Origin of the sequence: Pseudomonas sp. NPDC089406, from assembly GCF_044900265.1 — a bacterium.
Lineage (GTDB): Bacteria > Pseudomonadota > Gammaproteobacteria > Pseudomonadales > Pseudomonadaceae > Aquipseudomonas > Aquipseudomonas fakonensis.
Genome location: NZ_JBJDNC010000062.1, coordinates 1 through 17559, shown reverse-complemented (window position 1 = coordinate 17559; position 17559 = coordinate 1). Strand labels below are relative to the sequence as shown.

Here is a 17559-nt window from a genome sequence, read left to right as displayed (position 1 = left end):
GGCTGCTTCGCAGCCCTTTCGCGACACAAGGCCGCTCCTACAGGGGGGTGTATCGTCTTGAGCTGCAACGAAAAAGGGCACCCGAAGGTGCCCTTTTTCATACGCATGAACTCAGTTCAGCACAGGCTTTTCGCCATTGATCGGGATGCGCTTGGCCTTGGCTTCTTCCGGTACCACGCGCAGCAGTTCGATGCTGAGCAGGCCGTTGGCCAGGCCCGCGCCCTTGACCTCGATGTGGTCCGCCAGGCGGAACGACAGCTTGAAGGCGCGCTGGGCGATACCCTGGTGCAGGTAGGTGACGCCACTGGCGCTGGCGTTTTCGCGCTTGCCGCCGGTCACGGTCAGCACGCCCTTTTCAACCTGCAGGTCGAGGTCTTGCTCCTGGAAGCCGGCTGCGGCAACCACGATGCGGTATTGGTCTTCGCCATGCTTTTCCACGTTGTAGGGCGGGTAGCTGCTACCGGCCTCGTTACGGGCTGCGGACTCGAACAGGTCGTTGAAACGGTCGAAACCAACAGAATGGCGGAACAGTGGAGCGAGGGAGAAAGCGGTAGTCATGGTCATAAACTCCTGAGATTCAGCAAGTAAGTCACTACGCGACCCGACTTCGGCATCGCGTACTCAAAGAGATATGGCCTCGGAAAATGCTTTCAAGTAGGGCAGTTGAAAAATTTTGTATGCAGCGAGTGATTTGATGGCCTCTTCGCGGGTAAACCCGCTCCCACAGGGTCACCACCTATCTGGAGAGCAGCGCAATACTGTGGGAGCGGGTTTACCCGCGAAGAGGCCGGATCAGGCAATGGCATCCTCTATGGAAACTGCCGCAGCACCCAGCAACACCCCGATCCGCGCACAATCATCCTCGCGCCGCAGCTCGGCAAACATCGCCACCGCCTCGGGATAACCGCGGGTCAGCATGGCCATCCACTGCTTCATGCGCCCCGGCGCATAGCGCGGCGACAGCTTGGCCTGGGCCTGGCGCCAGAACTCGCGCAGCAAGGGCAGCAGTTCATCCCAGCTCATCGGCTGGTAGTCACGGCCATCGCGCGCGGCAGCGATCTGCAACGCCAGGTCCGGGCGCGACACCAGCCCGCGGCCGAGCATGATGTGCTCGGCACCGCTCACCTCGCGGCAGCGCCGCCAGTCGTCGACGGTCCAGATCTCGCCATTGGCGAACACCGGCACCTTGACCACATCCTGCACCCGCGCCACCCACTCCCAGTGCGCCGGCGGCTTGTAGCCCTCGACCTTGGTGCGGGCATGCACCACCAGGTGCTCGGCGCCGCCTTCGGCCAGGGCAATGCCACAGTCCAGCGCGCCGTCCGGGCTGTCGAAGCCCAGGCGCATCTTGGCGGTGACCGGGATATGCGCAGGCACCTGGCGGCGCACCTCACGTACGATGGCGTGCAGAAGTTCAGGCTCCTTGAGCAGCACCGCGCCACCCCGCGACTTGTTCACCGTCTTGGCCGGGCAGCCGAAGTTCAGGTCGATCACCGGCGCCCCCAGCTCGCAGGCCAACGCTGCGTTTTCGGCCAGGCACACCGGGTCCGAACCCAGCAGTTGCACACGCATCGGCACACCGGCAGCGGTGCGCGCGCCCTGGCGCAGCTCTGGGGCGAGCTTGTCGAACGAGGACTCCGGCAGCAGGCGGTCGCAGACGCGGATGAACTCGGTGACACACCAGTCGATGCCGCCGACCCGGGTCAGGACGTCGCGCAGGATGTTGTCGACCAGCCCCTCCATCGGGGCCAGGGCAATTTGCATGTGAGGGTCTCGGGGCGAAAAAGGCGGCAGTCTAGCAAAAAACCGCCGGTTTTCAGCTGCCGATCAGCGCCGGGCCGTAGCCTTCGAGAAACTCTGCCGGCATGCGCCGCGGCTTGCCGGTGGACAGCTCGATGCAGGCGAACGTGGTTTGTGCGCGCAGCAGGGTGACGCCATCGCTCGGGCGCTTGAGCTGGAAGCGCCGGGTCATGCGCAGGCGCTGGTCCCAGTCGACGATCCAGGTGGCCAGTTGCAGTTCGTCGTTTTCATAGCCGGCAGCGAGGTAGTCGATTTCGTGGCGCACCACCGCCATGGCCCGGTCCAGGCGGCGGTATTCGGCCAGGTCCAGGCCCAGGCGCTGGGAGTGGCGCCAGGCGCAGCGCTCGAGCCAGGTGACGTAGACCGCGTTGTTGGCATGGCCGAGGCCGTCGATGTCTTCGCTGCCGACGCGCAGGTCGATGATGAAGGGTGCTGCTGCCAGATCCCAGGTCATGAGCGGCTCCTTTAAAGAAACTGCGATTTAGCCGGGCATGGTGGGCGATGTCCAGTACCTCATAGACCATGGCACACCCCCTGTAGGAGCCGGCTTGCCGGCGATGAGGCCGGTACAGGCTGAAAAATCTCCACCTGACGTGCCGGCCCTATCGCCGGCAAGCCGGCTCCTACAGGGTCTGTGTAACGGCTCAGGCTGTCTGCAGGGCGCTAAGAGTGCTGCGCGCCAACAGCTCCAGCACCGCCTCGCCCAGCCGCGGGTCGGCCAGCACGCGCTGGTGGCCACCCTCCTCCAGCAGCAGCAGGCGGCTGTCGAACCAGGCCTTGTGAATGACCTGCGATTCACTGGCCGGCACCAGCGCGTCGTCACTGGCGTGCACCACCAAACCCGGCAGGTCGAGCTGGTAGCCGCTGACATCCAGGCGTGCCACCTGCATGCCGACATCCTGCTCGACCTGGCGAATGAACGCCGCCCTGGCCCGTGCCGGCAAACCCAAGTGCCGGGCAAAGCCGCGCAGCACGCCCAGCAACTGGGCCGGGGCGGCAATGCTCACCGCCGCCTCCGCGCGCAGCCCCCACTGCAAGGCCAGCAGCACGCTGGCGCCACCCATGGAGTGACCGATCACCGCGCGCAGCGGCGGCAGTTCGGCGGCCGCTTCCAGCAGGGCGCGGGCGAACAGCACCACATGCGCCTGATTGCCAGGCGAGCGGCCATGGGCCGGGCCTTCCAGCGACACCACGGTATGCCCGGCAGCAACCAGGGTTTCGATCAATGCCGCGAACTGGGTCGGGCGCCCTTCCCAACCATGCATCAACAGCACCGTCGGCCCCTGCCCCCAACGCAACGCCGACAGGCCAAAGCGCAGGGTGATGCGCTCGGCCTTGGCCAGCAGTGGCAGCTCCCACTGCCTGGGCGGTAGGTTGCGCGGGGTCATGAAGGCGCGGCGCATGCGCCCGGCGACATGCTCGGGGGCCAGGTGGCCAAGGGTGCCGTTGACGCTGCGAATCCAGCTCAGGGTAGTCATTGCCGTGCTCCAGGGTCAGATAATCGCCGACTTGGCGGCGCGCAGGATGCGGTCGGACAGTTCGCCGTCACCCAGGGCGCGGGCCACGGCCAGGCCGCCGACCATCAGGGCGAAGTCGGCCAGGGCCTTGTCGATCTCTTCAGGGCGGTCGACCATTTGTGCGGTCATCAGCTCGATGTGCTCGATCAGTACCTGGCGAAAGCTTTCTGGCAGGCGCTGCATTTCGCTGAGGGCGTTGGGGATTGGGCAGGCCTGCACTTCGGCGTCGCGATGCTTGCGCGACAGGTAGAACGCCGCCACCAGGGCCCGGCGGCCGGCACCGTCGAGGCTTGGGTCGACACTCGCCAACAGCGCCCGGCGCTCGGCGAGCAACTGGCTGAAGGCCTCGAGCATCAGCTCGTCCTTGCTGTCGAAGTGGGCGTAGAAGCCCCCTACCGTCAGCCCGGCGGCGCCCATCACCTGGCTGACGCTGGGCTCGGCCGGCCCCTGCTGGATCAACGCACTGCGCGCGGCATCGAGGATGCGTTCGCGGGTCTTGGCCTTCTTGTCGGTCATGGCGCTCGCCTCAAAATATTATGAGCGACATATTATGCCTGTAATATTTTATCGCAAGCAGAATGTGCGGCCGTTGATCGGCAGGCAGATTTTCAGGGATCAGAAAAAACAAAAGGCCCATTCAATATGCGAATGAGCCTTATAAGTCCCGCAAAACGCGGGTAAAAATGGCGTCCCCTAGGGGACTCGAACCCCTGTTACCGCCGTGAAAGGGCGGTGTCCTAGGCCACTAGACGAAGGGGACGTAACCTTCGTGCCGGTTCATTTTGACGAACCGTGGCGAATTGGTGGAGCTAAGCGGGATCGAACCGCTGACCTCCTGCATGCCATGCAGGCGCTCTCCCAGCTGAGCTATAGCCCCGAGTAAAACAAAAGGCTCACCGATCTGATGATGAGCCTTTTAACTCCCGCAAAACGCGGGTAAAAGTGGCGTCCCCTAGGGGACTCGAACCCCTGTTACCGCCGTGAAAGGGCGGTGTCCTAGGCCACTAGACGAAGGGGACGTAACCTTCGTGCCGTTTCACCTGAGTGAAACGCGGCAAAATTGGTGGAGCTAAGCGGGATCGAACCGCTGACCTCCTGCATGCCATGCAGGCGCTCTCCCAGCTGAGCTATAGCCCCGGATTTCTAGCCTCTCGGCCCAGCGACGCATTGAAACATCGCTTGTGCAAAACTGGCGTCCCCTAGGGGACTCGAACCCCTGTTACCGCCGTGAAAGGGCGGTGTCCTAGGCCACTAGACGAAGGGGACGAACCTTCTTACCTTCAAGACCCGGTTGCTGGACCCGATCTTGCTCGACAACCTTGATTGCCAAGCGGAATTTGGTGGAGCTAAGCGGGATCGAACCGCTGACCTCCTGCATGCCATGCAGGCGCTCTCCCAGCTGAGCTATAGCCCCACAATGTCGCTTTGAACCGAAGCGCTGGCCGGGTGCCTGGCGTTTCGTTTTCGTTCATCGCTGTGGACGGGGCGCATATTAAGATCCGATTGCAGGGCTGTCAAACTAATTTTTGAAATTATTCAAAATTTTTTTCACAGATAACAATCACTTACCGCCCTGCCCTGCTGACTCGGAACACTGCGCCCTTGTAGGAGCGGCCTTGTGTCGCGAAAGGGCCGCAAAGCGGCCCCGTCGATTCTGCGTCAACGCACAGATTGTGGGACCGCGTTGCGGTCCATTCGCGACACAAGGCCGCTCCTACAGGGGCAGCGATAGCTGGCTCAGGCAATGTTCGCCAGCAGCTTTTCCCATTCCTTGTTTTCTTTCTTCGACACGCCGCCCAGCAGGTCCAGGGCCTGGCGCAGACGGTAGCGGGTCAGGTCTGGGCCGAGGATTTCCATGGCATCGAGCACCGACACCGAGCTAGCTTGCCCGGTGATGGCGGCGAACATCAGCGGCATGGCGTCACGCAGCTTGAGCTCCAGCGCTTCGACCACCGCCTGGATGCAGCCGGTGATGCGCTCTTTCTCCCACTGGCGCAGGCTCTCGAGCTTCCACAGGATCAACTGCACTACTTGACGCACCTGGTCGGCCGACAGCTTCTTGCTTTCGAACAACTTGGCGTCCAGCTTCAACGCGCCTTCGAAGAAGAACCCGCCCAGCGGGGCGATCTGGCTGAAGGTTTCGACCCGGCCCTGAACATGCGGGGCAATCTGCATCATGTACTGGCTGTTGAACGCCCACTTCTGCACCCGCGCAGCAAATTCTTCAACCGGCAGTTCACGCAGCCATTGGCCGTTCAGCCAGCTGAGCTTCTCGATGTCGAAGATCGGCCCGCCCAGGGAGATACGCGACAGGTCGAAGTGCTCGACCATTTCGGCGAGGGAGAACTTCTCGCGCTCGTCGGGCATCGACCAGCCCATGCGGCCCAGGTAGTTGAGCATCGCCTCGGGCATGAAGCCCATGCGCTCGTAGAAGGTCACCGAGGTCGGGTTCTTGCGCTTGGACAGCTTGGACTTGTCGGGGTTGCGCAGCAGCGGCATGTAGCACAGCTTGGGCTGCTCCCAGCCGAAGTACTCGTACAGCTTGATCAGCTTGGGTGCCGACGGCAGCCACTCTTCGCCGCGCAGCACGTGGGTGATGCCCATCAGGTGGTCGTCGACCACGTTGGCCAGGAAGTACGTCGGCAGGCCGTCGTTCTTCATCAGCACCTGCATGTCCATGCGGTCCCACGGGATTTCGACATCGCCACGCAGCATGTCCGGCACCACGCAGATGCCTTCGCTCGGCACCTTCATGCGGATCACGTGCTGCTCGCCGGCGGCCAGGCGGCGCTGTACTTCTTCATCGCTCAGCAACAGTGCGCGGCCGTCGTAGCGCGGGGTTTCGCCGCGGGCCATCTGCTCGGCACGCATCTGCTCCAGCTCTTCGGCGGTGCAGAAGCAATAGAACGCGTGGCCGGCATCGACCAGCTGCTTGGCGTATTTGGCGTAGATCTCGCCACGCTCACTCTGCCGGTACGGGCCGTGCGGGCCGCCGACGTCCGGGCCTTCATTCCACTCGATACCCAGCCAGCGCAGGGCGTCGAAGATCTGCTGTTCCGACTCGCGGGTGGAGCGCAACTGGTCGGTGTCTTCGATACGCAGGATGAACTCACCGCCGTGCTGCTTGGCAAAGCAGTAGTTGAACAGGGCGATGTAGGCGGTGCCGACATGGGGGTCGCCGGTGGGCGATGGCGCGATACGCGTGCGAACGGTGGTCATGGGAGTCTCGAACGAAGATTGAAACAAAGGCGGGATGTTAGCAGGGAGCGGGCACCGGGCTCCAGCTATGGCGCTATTGCCACTTGTGACGTGACTGCCGGTCGCTGTTAAATTTGCTTACATTTCTGGAACCATAGTCCCCATGCCTGCCCAACTCAAACGTCGCCTGCTGGTCTTCATCACCCTGGTCGCCCTGGTCGGCCTCGCCTTCCTGGCCCACTGGTATTTCAAGGGGCGTTTCTTCGAGAGCACCGACAACGCCTACGTGCAGGGCGAGATCACCCGCATCTCCAGCCAGCTGGGGGCACGCATCGACGCGGTACAGGTGGAAGACAACCAGCACGTGAACAAGGGCGACCTGCTGGTACGCCTGGAAGTGGCCGACTTCGAACTGGCCGTGGCCCGCGCCCGCGCCGCACTGGCCACCCGCGAAGCAGAACTTGTGCAAGCGCAGAGCCGCCTCACCCAGCAAGGCAGCCTGATTGCCGCAGGCCAGGCCCAAGTGGCGGCCAACCAAGCCACCCTCGACCGTTCGCAACTGGACCTGAACCGCGCCCAGGCGCTGCGCAAGCCCGGCTTCGTTTCCGAAGAACGGGTCACTACCCTGTCGGCAGAAAGCCATGTCGCCCGCTCGCAGGTGGACAAGGCCCAGGCCGACCTCAAGGGCCAGCGCCAGCAGGTCGATGCCCTGAGCGCCGAACTCAAGCGCCTGGATGCACAGATCGCCAATGCTCGCGCCGACCTTGCCCAGGCCGAGCTCAACCTGACCCGCTGCGAAATTCGCGCGCCCATCAGCGGCACCATCGGCCAGCGCAGCGCGCGCAATGGCCAGGTGGTACAGGCCGGCGCCTACCTACTGTCCGTGGTGCCCGACGAAGACATCTGGGTGCAGGCCAACTTCAAGGAAACCCAGATCGGCAAGATGCACCCCGGCCAACGCGCCGAGCTGGTGTTCGACAGCTACCCCGACAGCCCCATCGAAGGCCGCGTCGAAAGCCTGTTCGCCGCCTCCGGCGCGCAGTTCAGCCTGCTGCCGCCGGACAACGCCACCGGCAACTTCACCAAGGTGGTGCAGCGCATCCCGGTGAAGCTGACCTTCGCCGCCGACAACCCGCTGCACGGTCGCATTCGCCCGGGCATGTCGGTCACCGCCACCGTCGACCTGCGCGACGAGGGCAACGATGGCCGGTGACCAGTTACTACGCCCCAGCGCCGAGCCGACCCGGCGCGACTGGATCGCGGTGATGAGCGTGATGCTCGGCGCCTTCATGGCGGTGCTGGATATCCAGATCACCAACTCCTCGCTGAAGGATATCCAGGGCGCGCTGTCAGCCACGCTGGAAGAAGGCTCGTGGATTTCCACCTCCTATCTGGTAGCCGAGATCATCATGATCCCGCTCACCGCCTGGTTGGTGCAGCTGCTGTCGGCGCGGCGCCTGGCGGTGTGGGTATCGCTGGGCTTCCTGGCGTCATCCTTGCTGTGCTCGATGGCCTGGAACCTCGAGAGCATGATCGTGTTCCGCGCCCTGCAGGGCTTCACCGGCGGCGCGCTGATTCCGCTGGCCTTTACCCTCACTCTGATCAAGCTGCCCGAGCACCACCGCGCCAAGGGCATGGCGATGTTCGCCATGACGGCCACCTTCGCCCCCTCCATCGGCCCTACGCTGGGCGGCTGGCTGACCGAGAACTGGGGGTGGGAATACATCTTCTATATCAACATCCCGCCGGGGCTGGTGATGATCGCCGGGCTGCTGTACGGGCTGGAGAAGAAAGAAGCCCATTGGGAACTGCTGAAAAGCACCGACTACGCCGGCATCGTCACCCTGGGGCTGGGGCTGGGCTGCCTGCAGGTGTTCCTTGAAGAAGGCCACCGCAAGGACTGGCTGGAGTCGAGCCTGATCGTCAGCCTGGGCAGTGTCGCCCTGCTGAGCCTGATTCTGTTCGTGATCTTGCAATTGTCGCGGGCCAACCCGCTGATCAACCTGCGCATTCTTGGCAACCGTAACTTCGGGCTGTCGAGTATCGCCAGCCTGGGCATGGGCGTGGGCTTGTACGGCTCGATCTACCTGTTGCCGCTGTACCTGGCGCAGATCCAGGGCTACAACGCCTTGCAGATCGGCGAGGTGATCATGTGGATGGGTATCCCGCAGTTGTTTCTGATACCGCTGGTGCCACAGCTGATGAAGGTGATCTCGCCAAAGCTGCTGTGCGCCCTGGGCTTTTGCCTGTTCGGCGTGGCCAGCTTTAGCTCTGGAGTGCTCAACCCGGACTTCGCCGGCCCGCAGTTCAACCAGATCCAGATCATCCGCGCCCTTGGCCAGCCGATGATCATGGTGACCATTTCGCTGATCGCCACGGCGTACATCCAGCCGCAGGACGCCGGCTCCGCCTCGAGCCTGTTCAACATTCTGCGCAACCTGGGCGGCGCCATCGGCATCGCTCTGCTGGCGACGCTGCTGGATGCACGGGGCAAGGTGTATTTCGACTATTTGCGTGAGGCCGTGGTGCCGACCAACCCGCAAGTGGCCGAGCGCCTGGCGCAATTGACCGAGCGCCTGGGCAGCGACAGCGCGGCGCTGGGCAATCTGAGCGAAATCACCCACCAGCAGGCGATGATCATGGCCTACAACGATGCGTTTCACTTCGTCGGCATTGGCTTGGCGGTGAGCATGGTGGCAGTGTTGTTGACGCGCAAGTTGCCGCAGGGATTGAAGGCGGGCGAAGCCCACTAAGCCGTTTGCAAGAAAACCTGTAGGAGCCGGCTTGCCGGCGATAGGGCCAGTAAAGGCAATAGAGATGTCCGGCCTGCTCCGGCCTCATCGCGGGCAAGCCCGCTCTCATAGAACAAACTACAACTCATTGATTTAGCAGGGGCCTGTGGGAGCGGGCTTGCCCGCGAACACCGGCGAAGCCGGTGCCAGACACCGCGTCGCCTGCTTCGCGGTGGTCCGGCACTCCGGCAAGCCCGCTCCCACAGGTACCGCGGCGGGCTCGTGCCCAGTTCTCTGCGCGACAGCGCAGCCCGAAGGGCTGGGTGATCTCCTACAGGGATCTCGTAGCCTTCATGCCGTGCTGTACCTGTAGGAGCCGGCTGGCCGGCGCCCGCTGGGGTAGCGTCAAGGCCTAGCTGGCAATCAGCCGCTCGCGCAGCTTGCCGATCTCGTCGCGCAGTTGCGCGGCAGCCTCGAACTCAAGGTCGCGGGCGAACTGGAACATCTTGTCTTCCAGCTGCTTGATGCGCTTGGTGATCTCGCCCGGGGTCTGCAGTTCGGCCTCGTAACGCGCAGCCTCTTCGGCTGCCTTGGCCTGGCCCTTGCGCTTCTTGCTGCGCGCACCGGGCACGGTGGCGCCTTCCATGATGTCGGTGATGTCCTTGACCACGCCCTTGGGCACGATGCCGTTGGCCTGGTTGAACGCGACCTGCTTGTCACGCCGGCGCTCGGTCTCGTCGATGGCCCGCTGCATGGAGCCGGTGATGTTGTCGGCGTACAGAATCGCCTTGCCGTTGAGGTTGCGGGCGGCGCGGCCGATGGTCTGGATCAGCGAGCGCTCGGAGCGCAGGAAGCCCTCTTTGTCGGCGTCGAGAATGGCCACCAGCGACACCTCGGGCATGTCCAGGCCCTCGCGCAGCAGGTTGATGCCCACCAGCACGTCGAAGGTACCCAGGCGCAGGTCGCGAATGATCTCGACGCGCTCGACGGTGTCGATATCCGAGTGCAGGTAGCGCACCCGCACGTCGTGGTCGGCCAGGTAATCGGTGAGGTCCTCGGCCATGCGCTTGGTCAGCGTGGTGGCCAGCACCCGCTCGCCCACGGCTACGCGCTTGCCGATTTCCGACAGCAGGTCGTCCACCTGGGTGAGCGCCGGGCGCACTTCCACCTGCGGGTCGACCAGGCCGGTGGGGCGCACCACCTGCTCGACCACGCGGCCGGCGTGTTCACCCTCATAGGGGCCGGGGGTGGCGGAGACGAAGATGGTCTGCGGGCTGACCGACTCCCACTCATCGAAACGCATGGGCCGGTTGTCCAGTGCCGAAGGCAGGCGGAAGCCATATTCCACCAGGGTTTCCTTGCGCGAGCGGTCGCCTTTGTACATGGCCCCCACCTGCGGCACGCTGACGTGGGACTCGTCGATCACCAGCAGCGCGTCGGCCGGCAGGTAGTCGTACAGCGTGGGCGGCGGCGCACCGGCCGGGCGCCCGGAGAGGTAGCGCGAGTAGTTCTCGATGCCGTTGCAGTAGCCAAGCTCGAGGATCATCTCCAGGTCGAAGCGGGTGCGCTGCTCCAGGCGCTGGGCCTCCACCAGCTTGTTGTGCTTGTGCAGGTACTCCAGGCGGTCCTTGAGCTCTTCCTTGATGCCCTCCACTGCCTCGACCAGGGTTTCCCGCGGGGTGACGTAGTGGGACTTGGGGTAGAAGGTGAAACGCGGCAACTTGCGGATGACTTCGCCGGTGAGCGGGTCGAAGGCGGCGATATTCTCCACCTCGTCGTCGAACAGCTCGATGCGGATGGCTTCAAGGTCGGATTCGGCGGGGAAGATATCGATGACATCGCCACGCACGCGGAAGGTGGCGCGGGCGAAGTCCATCTCGTTGCGGGTGTACTGCAGGTCGGCCAGCCGGCGCAGCAGGGCGCGCTGGTCGAGCTTGTCGCCGCGGTCGACGTGCAGGACCATTTTCAGATAAGTCTCGGGGCTGCCCAGGCCGTAGATGCACGACACGGTGGTGACGATGATCGCGTCGCGGCGCTCCAGCAGCGCCTTGGTCGCCGACAGGCGCATCTGCTCGATATGGTCGTTGATCGAGGCGTCCTTCTCGATGAAGGTGTCCGACGACGGCACATAGGCTTCTGGCTGGTAGTAGTCGTAGTAGGAGACGAAGTACTCGACGGCGTTGTTGGGGAAGAATGCCTTGAACTCGCCGTACAGCTGCGCGGCCAGGGTTTTGTTGGGCGCCAGCACCATGGTCGGGCGCTGTACCTGCTGGATGACGTTGGCGATGCTGAAGGTCTTGCCCGAACCCGTCACCCCGAGCAGCGTCTGGTGCGAAAGGCCGGCGTCGATGCCTTCGACCATCTGGCGGATGGCCTCGGGCTGATCGCCGGCCGGCTGGAAGCGGGTGACGAGCTGGAACTCGGACATGACGAACCTCGCGGGTGCCGCAGCAACTGTAAATTTAGCCAGTAGTCTATACCCAAATGCGCCCGCCGGGCGCGCCTTTCAAGCCTCGGCTGTGAGCGGGTATTGCAATGGACCGGGCAATTCGACCAATGGTCGAAAAATATTTGCGCAAACAGCGGTAAAAGCTGCGCCAGACTGTCGCAGTGACCGGGCGGTATCACTATACTGACTCCCCGTTTGTGCACCGCTTCAGTGCATTCGGCTGGAGCGTGGCAACCCCTATCACTCTCCAATCAGAGCCAAGGTAACAATGAGCCTGTTTTCCGCTGTCGAGCTGGCACCCCGCGACCCCATCCTGGGCCTCAACGAAGCATTCAACGCCGACCCACGTACCGACAAGGTCAACCTGGGCGTAGGCGTCTACTGCAATGAGGAAGGCCGCATTCCGCTGCTGCGCGCCGTGATCGAAGCCGAGACCCAGCGCGCTGCCCAGCACGCCTCGCGCGGCTACCTGCCGATCGACGGTATCGCCCAGTACGACCAGGCCGTGCAAAAGCTGATCTTCGGCGCAGAGTCGCCACTGCTGGCCGCCGGCCGCGTGGTCACCGTACAGGCCGTCGGCGGTACCGGCGCGCTGAAGATCGGTGCCGACTTCCTCAAGCGCCTGTCGCCCAACGCCGTCGTCGCCATCAGCGACCCGAGCTGGGAAAACCACCGCGCCCTGTTCGAGTCCGCCGGCTTCCCGGTGCAGACCTACCGCTACTACGACGCGGCCAGCAACGGCGTCAACCGCGCCGGCATGCTCGAAGACCTCAACGCCCTGCCGGCAGGCTCGGTAGTAGTGCTGCACGCCTGCTGCCACAACCCGACCGGCGTCGACCTGACCCTGGACGACTGGAAAAACGTGCTGGAAGTGGTCAAGGCCAAGGGCCACGTGCCGTTCCTCGACATGGCCTACCAGGGCTTTGGCGACGGCATCGCCGAAGACGCCTTCGCCGTGCGCCTGTTCGCCGAGTCGGGCCTGGAGTTCTTCGTTTCCAGCTCGTTCTCCAAGTCGTTCTCGCTGTACGGCGAGCGCGTCGGCGCGCTGTCGATCGTCACCGGCTCGAAAGACGAAAGCACCCGCGTGCTGTCGCAGGTCAAGCGCGTGATCCGCACCACCTACTCCAACCCGCCGACCCACGGCGCGACCATCGTCGCCACCGTGCTGAACAGCGACGAGCTGCGCCAGATGTGGGAAGCCGAGCTGGGCGAAATGCGCACCCGTATCCACGGCATGCGCAAGCAGATGGTCCAGTTGCTGGCCGAGTATGGCGCCAACCGCGACTTCAGCTTCGTCGGCCGCCAGGTGGGCATGTTCTCCTACTCGGGCCTGACCGTTGAGCAGGTCACCCGCCTGAAGAACGAGTTCGGCATCTACGCGTTGGACACCGGCCGTATTGCAGTGGCCGCGCTGAACCAGAGCAACATCCACGTGGTCACCAAAGCCATCGTCGAAGTGTTGTAACTACTTGATTGCAATGGGGGAAGCTTGACTTCCCCCAAGCGTTGAGTAAGATACCGGCAGATTCCGCGATAGCTCAGTCGGTAGAGCAAATGACTGTTAATCATTGGGTCCCTGGTTCGAGTCCAGGTCGCGGAGCCAAACACTGAAAACCTCCAGTTGCGCAAGCACTGGAGGTTTTTTAATGCCTGCGGTTCAGGGTTTGGCCAGGGGCTCGGTGACCGGTTTGCCCTCCTCCACCAGGCTCCATACCAGCAGCTTGGCCGGGGCGCTCTTGCTGGCGTTGCGCGACACGCTGTGCACGGTGCCGGGCGCCTCGTACCAGAACTCCCCTGCCTTATAGGTATGCTCCGGTTCGTCGTTAAGTTTGGAGGTTACTGCCCCCTCCAGTACGTAGGCCATGACCGCACCAGGGTGCTGGTGAGCGGGCGAGGCCTGGCCGGGGGCATAGCTGACGGTCAGCATCACGGCCTTCTTGCCTGGGGCGTTGGAGGGGGCTTGCTCTTGCAGGATGCGCACCTGGTCAGCGGCATCGCCGTGGGCCCAGGCGTGGGTCAAAGGTGCGAGCAAAATGGTGAGAGCGAGTACATGTAGGCGGCGCATGGTGGTTCTCCTGAGCGGGTATGGCTTCAGGTTAAGCGCCGGGGCGTGGGTTACAAATGGCCAATTCGGGGAAAAAGCAGGAGGCCGATGGGGAACTCGCCGCCAAGATTCAATGCGCCCCCTGTAGGAGCGGCCTTGTGTCGCGAAAGGCCCGCGCAGCGGGCCCAGCACTTGCGCATCATGCAAGATTGCCGGGCCTGATACGCAGGCCTTTCGCGACACAAGGCCGCTCCTACAGGGAATGCGCTGGTGTCGGCTCAGGCATCGCGCCCGATCGGGTAGAACTCGCCCTGGCTCCACACCCCCAGCCACTGCTCACCGTCTATCTCGCGCGGCACGGCCAGTTCGACCAGCTGGTAGAACACATTGCGGTGAATCAGCGCCTCGAGGTTGCTGCGCATGAGGATATACGGCGCCGGCTCACCGCTGGCCGGGTCGGTCTGCACCCGCAGCGGGTGCTCAGGGCCGGCCTCGACCTGGTCCTCGACATTGCTGGTAAAGCGCAGCACCTGCTGCTCGCCCTGCCCCAGCACATCCAGCAACACCGCCACGAACGGCGCATCGTCGACCTTGATGCCGACCTTTTCCACCGGGGTAATCAGGAAGTAGTCGTCACCATCGCGGCGAAGGATGGTGGAGAACAACCTGACCATCGGCTTGCGCCCGATGGGCGTGCCCAGGTAGTACCAGGTACCGTCCCGGGCGATGCGCATGTCGATGTCACCGCAGAAGTCCGGGTTCCACAAATGCACCGGGGGCAGCCCCTTGGCCTTGGGGATTTGCGCCAGAAGATCGTTGGCCTTGCCGGTTTCAGTCATTGCGTGCTCGCTCAGCGGCTCATGCCCAGAAGGCTACGAGCGTACTCGCGCATGGGCGCGCCAAGCAAATCCTGCGGGGTGTTGTCGTGGAACGTCAACAAACCGCCACGGCTCTTGATACGGGCGGTGTCGATCAGGTAGCGGGTGCTGGTTTCGATGAGCATCATCTGCACTACGCCGCTGTCCCACCCCAAACGGTCGACGGCCTGCTCGTCGTACCATTCGTCGCCATTGCCGATACGGTCGTCGGTGCGCGCAAAGCGGGTGTACAGCACATAGTCGGCGCCCACCGAGCGTGCTTCGGCGATGGCCTGCTCCAGGCCCAGCGGCCCTTGGGCGCGGCGCACCAGCGGGAAGTACTCGACGAAGCTCTTGAAGGCCTCCTCGGCCACGGCATTCTGCTTCGGCAGCGGCCCTTTACCCGGCGGCATGAAGGCGCCCTGGCCAATGAAGATGAACGAGTCGGGTTGCAGGCGCACCGACAGGGTACGGGTAGTGTCGCTGTGGTCCAGCAGGCCCACATCGCTCATGTGGTAACGGACGCCTTCGCCCATATCGCTGACATTCATGCAGCCGCCCAGCGCCATCAGCGCCAGCAGCAAGACCAGGCTACGCATCTTTCCTCCAGTGGCCGGTGACGAAAAACCGGCGAATAGCCGCGCAGATGCAGCTTTTGCGCCAGAGTCAGCCGCCGATCACCTTCATCACCATCACATCGCCGGAAAACGCCACGTCCTGCTTGTCTGCCAGGGCCTTCACCAGCAGCCGCTGCAGGGCAGGCAGCGCCTGATGGCGGGGCTTGTCGAACAGATCGGCGACAAAATGACGGTTGCTCGACGACAGGCAGCCATGCAACCAGCCGGTGGAGGACAAGCGCAGGCGTGAACAGGCGCGGCAGAACGGCACGCTTTCGTTGGCAATTACCCCGAAGTGCCCCTTGCCGGGGACACGATAGCGTAGCGCTGTGGCATCTACCGGGCGTTGCGCCTGTTCAAAAGCATGGCTTTGCCCGATCAGCGCCAGCAACTGGTCGAGGCTGACGAACTGCTGCAGGAACGCGTTGTTGTCTCGGGCCAGGTGGCCCATGCGCATCAGCTCGATGAAGCGCAGTTCGAAGCCGCGCTCCAGGCAGTAGTCGAGCAGCGGCACGACCTGGTCGAGGTTATGCCCGCGCATGGGCACCATGTTGACCTTGATCGCCATGCCGGCCGCCCTCGCCTGCTCCATGCCGCCCAGCACGCCGGCCAGGTCCCCACCCCGGGCGATCCGGCGGAAAGCCTCAGGGTCGAGGCTGTCGAGGGAGACGTTGAGGCGGCGGATACCGGCCGCTTGCAGCAGCGGGAGCTTGCGCGCGAGCAACTGCCCGTTGGTGGTGAGGCTGATGTCATCCAGGCCAAGCTTGGCGACGCCGGCCAGAAAACCTTCAAGGCGCGGGCTGACCAGCGGCTCGCCGCCGGTGATGCGCAGCCGCTCGATACCGGCCGCTTCAACCAGATACGCCACACCGCGCACCAGCGCGTCCGCCGACAGCTCGTCCTGCGCCGCCACCAGGCGTTTGCCATCGGGCACGCAATAGGTGCAGGCGTAGTTGCAGGCAGCAGTCAGGCTGACGCGCAGGTTGCGAAAGCGCCTGCCTTGACGATCGACGATCATGGGTGACTCCGGCATGGAAGGTTCTGGCGTGCGAAACCTGACTCAAAAATCAGGTTTTTGCAAGCCTTGCCGGCGAAGCACGAGGGAAGCGGTGCCGGCCGAAAACCGGCCAGCACCCAAGCGAACGCTTTAGTTGGCAGGTTCCGGGTCGCGCTTGCGCTTGTTGCCCATGCGCACGCCGATGTCCATGAGGAACTGGAAGAAGCCTTCCTGATCTTCCAGCACATTGCTCCAGAACGGCGAGTGGTACAGCGCCACGGCGCCATGCACCAGGGCCCAGGCCGCGCAATAGTGGAAGTACGGCGGTACGTCCTCGAGCTTGCCTTCGCTGATGCGGCCTTTGATCAGCTGCGTCAGGCGGTCGAAGTTGGAGGCGCGGATGCTGTGCAACTGCTCGACCATTTCCGGCACCTGGTTGCCCTTGACCACCTTCTCTTCGAGGCGGTCGAACAGCCGGTAGCGTTGCGGGTCGCGCATGCGGAATTCGAAATAGGCGCGGGACAGTGCTTCCTTGTCACGGTCGACGTCAGCCGAATGCAGCAGCTCATTCAGGTCGCGCTCGTAGTCGAGCATCAGGCGCAGGTAGATCTCGGCCTTGGACTTGAAGTGCTTGTAGATCGTGCCTTTGCCGATGCCGACGGCGTCGGCGATCATCTCGACGGTGACACTGTCCTCGCCCTGTTCGAGGAACAGTTTGAGCGCGGTGTCGAGGATCTCCTGCTCGCGGCGGCGAAATTCACGGACCTTACGAGGTTCTTTGTGCATAGGTAGGACTGGGATGACAATCGAAGCGGATTATTATGCCTAAGTGGAGGCAAATTGCACGGATCTTCCGCTCATGTCTGTGTTTCACGATGATTTCGGGCCGACTTGGCGGGGTAAAAGGCCAATCCGCCTTGTTGCCATGCAGCGAAGGCCCAACAGCCGGCTGGCGTATTCCAAATCTGTTTAAAAAACGACCAATCGTGGCTGGCAGAGTGCCAAAGGTGGCCAATACTTGAAGTGTTGGCGCGGCGCATCCCCCCCAAGTGGCGCGCCAATAAAGGTGCCCAGGGACCGCGTACCTTTGTTTTACTCCTAATGGTCTTAACCCGGATTCCCCCCCCAGAACCCGGGTTTTTTTTGGGTTCGGGTTCGGGTTCGGGTTCGGGTTCGGGTTCGGGTTCGGGTTCGGGTTCGGGGCTTTAGGGTGATTGCTTTGGTAGATGTATGCGCATTCGTTGACGATACGCGCTTTTCGTCACCTTTCCGCCCTTACGGCGGGTAACTTTTTGAAGGATCAAAAAGTCACCAAAAAATCCCTGCTCCCATCATCCGGCCCCCTACG

15 protein-coding genes and 7 tRNA genes are annotated in these 17559 nt (G+C 63.3%); 4 read left to right on the top strand and 18 right to left on the bottom strand.

Annotated features, from left to right (window positions below):
* Positions 1-111: 111 nt before the first annotated feature.
* The 12 genes from ACI2KK_RS27125 to gltX all read right to left on the bottom strand — a co-directional run bounded on the left by ACI2KK_RS27125 (position 112) and on the right by gltX (position 6536).
* Entirely contained in the window at positions 112-558 is a 447-nt protein-coding gene (locus ACI2KK_RS27125) for an Hsp20 family protein (protein WP_404671370.1), read from the bottom strand.
* A 234-nt stretch (positions 559-792) separates the two neighbouring features.
* Positions 793-1764, bottom strand: coding sequence for a tRNA dihydrouridine synthase (locus ACI2KK_RS27120; RefSeq protein WP_404671369.1), 972 nt, complete (start codon positions 1762-1764; stop codon positions 793-795).
* A gap of 52 nt (positions 1765-1816) precedes the next feature.
* Positions 1817-2254 carry a thioesterase family protein gene (locus ACI2KK_RS27115; protein ID WP_217842451.1) on the bottom strand — a complete coding sequence of 146 codons (438 nt, stop codon included), beginning with the start codon at positions 2252-2254 and terminating at the stop codon, positions 1817-1819.
* Positions 2255-2444: 190 nt separating this feature from the next.
* Positions 2445-3278 (bottom strand): alpha/beta fold hydrolase, encoded by an 834-nt coding sequence (locus tag ACI2KK_RS27110; RefSeq protein ID WP_404671368.1) that lies wholly within the window; start codon positions 3276-3278, stop codon positions 2445-2447.
* A gap of 15 nt (positions 3279-3293) precedes the next feature.
* Positions 3294-3833 carry a TetR/AcrR family transcriptional regulator gene (locus ACI2KK_RS27105; RefSeq protein ID WP_217842449.1) on the bottom strand — a complete coding sequence of 180 codons (540 nt, stop codon included), beginning with the start codon at positions 3831-3833 and terminating at the stop codon, positions 3294-3296.
* A 168-nt stretch (positions 3834-4001) separates the two neighbouring features.
* A tRNA-Glu gene (locus tag ACI2KK_RS27100) sits at positions 4002-4077 on the bottom strand.
* Positions 4078-4118: 41 nt separating this feature from the next.
* Positions 4119-4194 (bottom strand) — tRNA-Ala (locus tag ACI2KK_RS27095).
* Between the two features lie 66 nt (positions 4195-4260).
* Positions 4261-4336 (bottom strand) — tRNA-Glu (locus tag ACI2KK_RS27090).
* 42 nt (positions 4337-4378) lie between these two features.
* Positions 4379-4454 (bottom strand) — tRNA-Ala (locus ACI2KK_RS27085).
* 53 nt (positions 4455-4507) lie between these two features.
* Positions 4508-4583, bottom strand: a tRNA-Glu gene (locus ACI2KK_RS27080).
* 72 nt (positions 4584-4655) lie between these two features.
* Positions 4656-4731 (bottom strand) — tRNA-Ala (locus ACI2KK_RS27075).
* Between the two features lie 323 nt (positions 4732-5054).
* On the bottom strand, positions 5055-6536 hold the full coding sequence (gene gltX, locus ACI2KK_RS27070) for a glutamate--tRNA ligase (protein ID WP_404671367.1): 1482 nt from the start codon (positions 6534-6536) through the stop codon (positions 5055-5057).
* A gap of 142 nt (positions 6537-6678) precedes the next feature.
* Between gltX and ACI2KK_RS27065 the strand changes: the two genes are divergently transcribed.
* A complete protein-coding gene (locus ACI2KK_RS27065) occupies positions 6679-7728 on the top strand; it encodes an HlyD family secretion protein (protein WP_404671366.1) in 1050 nt (349 codons plus the stop codon).
* Between the two features lie 49 nt (positions 7729-7777).
* A complete protein-coding gene (locus tag ACI2KK_RS27060) occupies positions 7778-9268 on the top strand; it encodes an MDR family MFS transporter (protein ID WP_404671374.1) in 1491 nt (496 codons plus the stop codon).
* A gap of 391 nt (positions 9269-9659) precedes the next feature.
* Here the strand turns inward: ACI2KK_RS27060 and uvrB are convergent, their stop codons facing one another.
* The gene (gene uvrB / locus ACI2KK_RS27055) at positions 9660-11675 is read right to left on the bottom strand and encodes an excinuclease ABC subunit UvrB (RefSeq protein ID WP_404671365.1); all 2016 of its coding nucleotides are present in this window, start codon (positions 11673-11675) and stop codon (positions 9660-9662) included.
* 289 nt (positions 11676-11964) lie between these two features.
* Between uvrB and ACI2KK_RS27050 the strand changes: the two genes are divergently transcribed.
* Together ACI2KK_RS27050 and ACI2KK_RS27045 are read left to right on the top strand one after the other, a co-directional pair.
* Entirely contained in the window at positions 11965-13161 is a 1197-nt protein-coding gene (locus tag ACI2KK_RS27050) for an amino acid aminotransferase (RefSeq protein WP_404671364.1), read from the top strand.
* A 62-nt stretch (positions 13162-13223) separates the two neighbouring features.
* Positions 13224-13299 (top strand) — tRNA-Asn (locus tag ACI2KK_RS27045).
* 54 nt (positions 13300-13353) lie between these two features.
* Here the strand turns inward: ACI2KK_RS27045 and ACI2KK_RS27040 are convergent.
* The 5 genes from ACI2KK_RS27040 to ACI2KK_RS27020 form a co-directional block, all read right to left on the bottom strand.
* Positions 13354-13761: a cupin domain-containing protein gene (locus ACI2KK_RS27040; protein WP_404671363.1), complete on the bottom strand. Its 408-nt coding sequence runs from the start codon at positions 13759-13761 to the stop codon at positions 13354-13356.
* A 257-nt stretch (positions 13762-14018) separates the two neighbouring features.
* Complete coding sequence (locus ACI2KK_RS27035) at positions 14019-14579, bottom strand: DUF1285 domain-containing protein (protein WP_404671362.1); 561 nt, start codon at positions 14577-14579, stop codon at positions 14019-14021.
* An 11-nt stretch (positions 14580-14590) separates the two neighbouring features.
* The gene (locus tag ACI2KK_RS27030; protein ID WP_404671361.1) at positions 14591-15196 is read right to left on the bottom strand and encodes a DUF4823 domain-containing protein; all 606 of its coding nucleotides are present in this window, start codon (positions 15194-15196) and stop codon (positions 14591-14593) included.
* Between the two features lie 67 nt (positions 15197-15263).
* Positions 15264-16232, bottom strand: coding sequence for a GTP 3',8-cyclase MoaA (locus ACI2KK_RS27025; protein ID WP_404671360.1), 969 nt, complete (start codon positions 16230-16232; stop codon positions 15264-15266).
* Positions 16233-16361: 129 nt separating this feature from the next.
* Positions 16362-16997: a TetR/AcrR family transcriptional regulator gene (locus ACI2KK_RS27020; protein ID WP_217842440.1), complete on the bottom strand. Its 636-nt coding sequence runs from the start codon at positions 16995-16997 to the stop codon at positions 16362-16364.
* Positions 16998-17559: the final 562 nt, after the last annotated feature.

What these genes read in the sequence shown, in the direction of transcription:
- ACI2KK_RS27020 (WP_217842440.1), bottom strand. Translation starts at nt 16,997, where the DNA reads ATGCACAAAGAACCTCGTAAGGTCCGTGAATTTCGCCGCCGCGAGCAG.
- uvrB (WP_404671365.1), bottom strand. Translation starts at nt 11,675, where the DNA reads ATGTCCGAGTTCCAGCTCGTCACCCGCTTCCAGCCGGCCGGCGATCAG.
- ACI2KK_RS27065 (WP_404671366.1), top strand. Translation starts at nt 6,679, where the DNA reads ATGCCTGCCCAACTCAAACGTCGCCTGCTGGTCTTCATCACCCTGGTC.
- ACI2KK_RS27030 (WP_404671361.1), bottom strand. Translation starts at nt 15,196, where the DNA reads ATGCGTAGCCTGGTCTTGCTGCTGGCGCTGATGGCGCTGGGCGGCTGC.
- ACI2KK_RS27040 (WP_404671363.1), bottom strand. Translation starts at nt 13,761, where the DNA reads ATGCGCCGCCTACATGTACTCGCTCTCACCATTTTGCTCGCACCTTTG.
- ACI2KK_RS27105 (WP_217842449.1), bottom strand. Translation starts at nt 3,833, where the DNA reads ATGACCGACAAGAAGGCCAAGACCCGCGAACGCATCCTCGATGCCGCG.
- ACI2KK_RS27035 (WP_404671362.1), bottom strand. Translation starts at nt 14,579, where the DNA reads ATGACTGAAACCGGCAAGGCCAACGATCTTCTGGCGCAAATCCCCAAG.
- ACI2KK_RS27025 (WP_404671360.1), bottom strand. Translation starts at nt 16,232, where the DNA reads ATGATCGTCGATCGTCAAGGCAGGCGCTTTCGCAACCTGCGCGTCAGC.
- ACI2KK_RS27125 (WP_404671370.1), bottom strand. Translation starts at nt 558, where the DNA reads ATGACTACCGCTTTCTCCCTCGCTCCACTGTTCCGCCATTCTGTTGGT.
- ACI2KK_RS27120 (WP_404671369.1), bottom strand. Translation starts at nt 1,764, where the DNA reads ATGCAAATTGCCCTGGCCCCGATGGAGGGGCTGGTCGACAACATCCTG.
- ACI2KK_RS27110 (WP_404671368.1), bottom strand. Translation starts at nt 3,278, where the DNA reads ATGACTACCCTGAGCTGGATTCGCAGCGTCAACGGCACCCTTGGCCAC.
- gltX (WP_404671367.1), bottom strand. Translation starts at nt 6,536, where the DNA reads ATGACCACCGTTCGCACGCGTATCGCGCCATCGCCCACCGGCGACCCC.
- ACI2KK_RS27115 (WP_217842451.1), bottom strand. Translation starts at nt 2,254, where the DNA reads ATGACCTGGGATCTGGCAGCAGCACCCTTCATCATCGACCTGCGCGTC.
- ACI2KK_RS27050 (WP_404671364.1), top strand. Translation starts at nt 11,965, where the DNA reads ATGAGCCTGTTTTCCGCTGTCGAGCTGGCACCCCGCGACCCCATCCTG.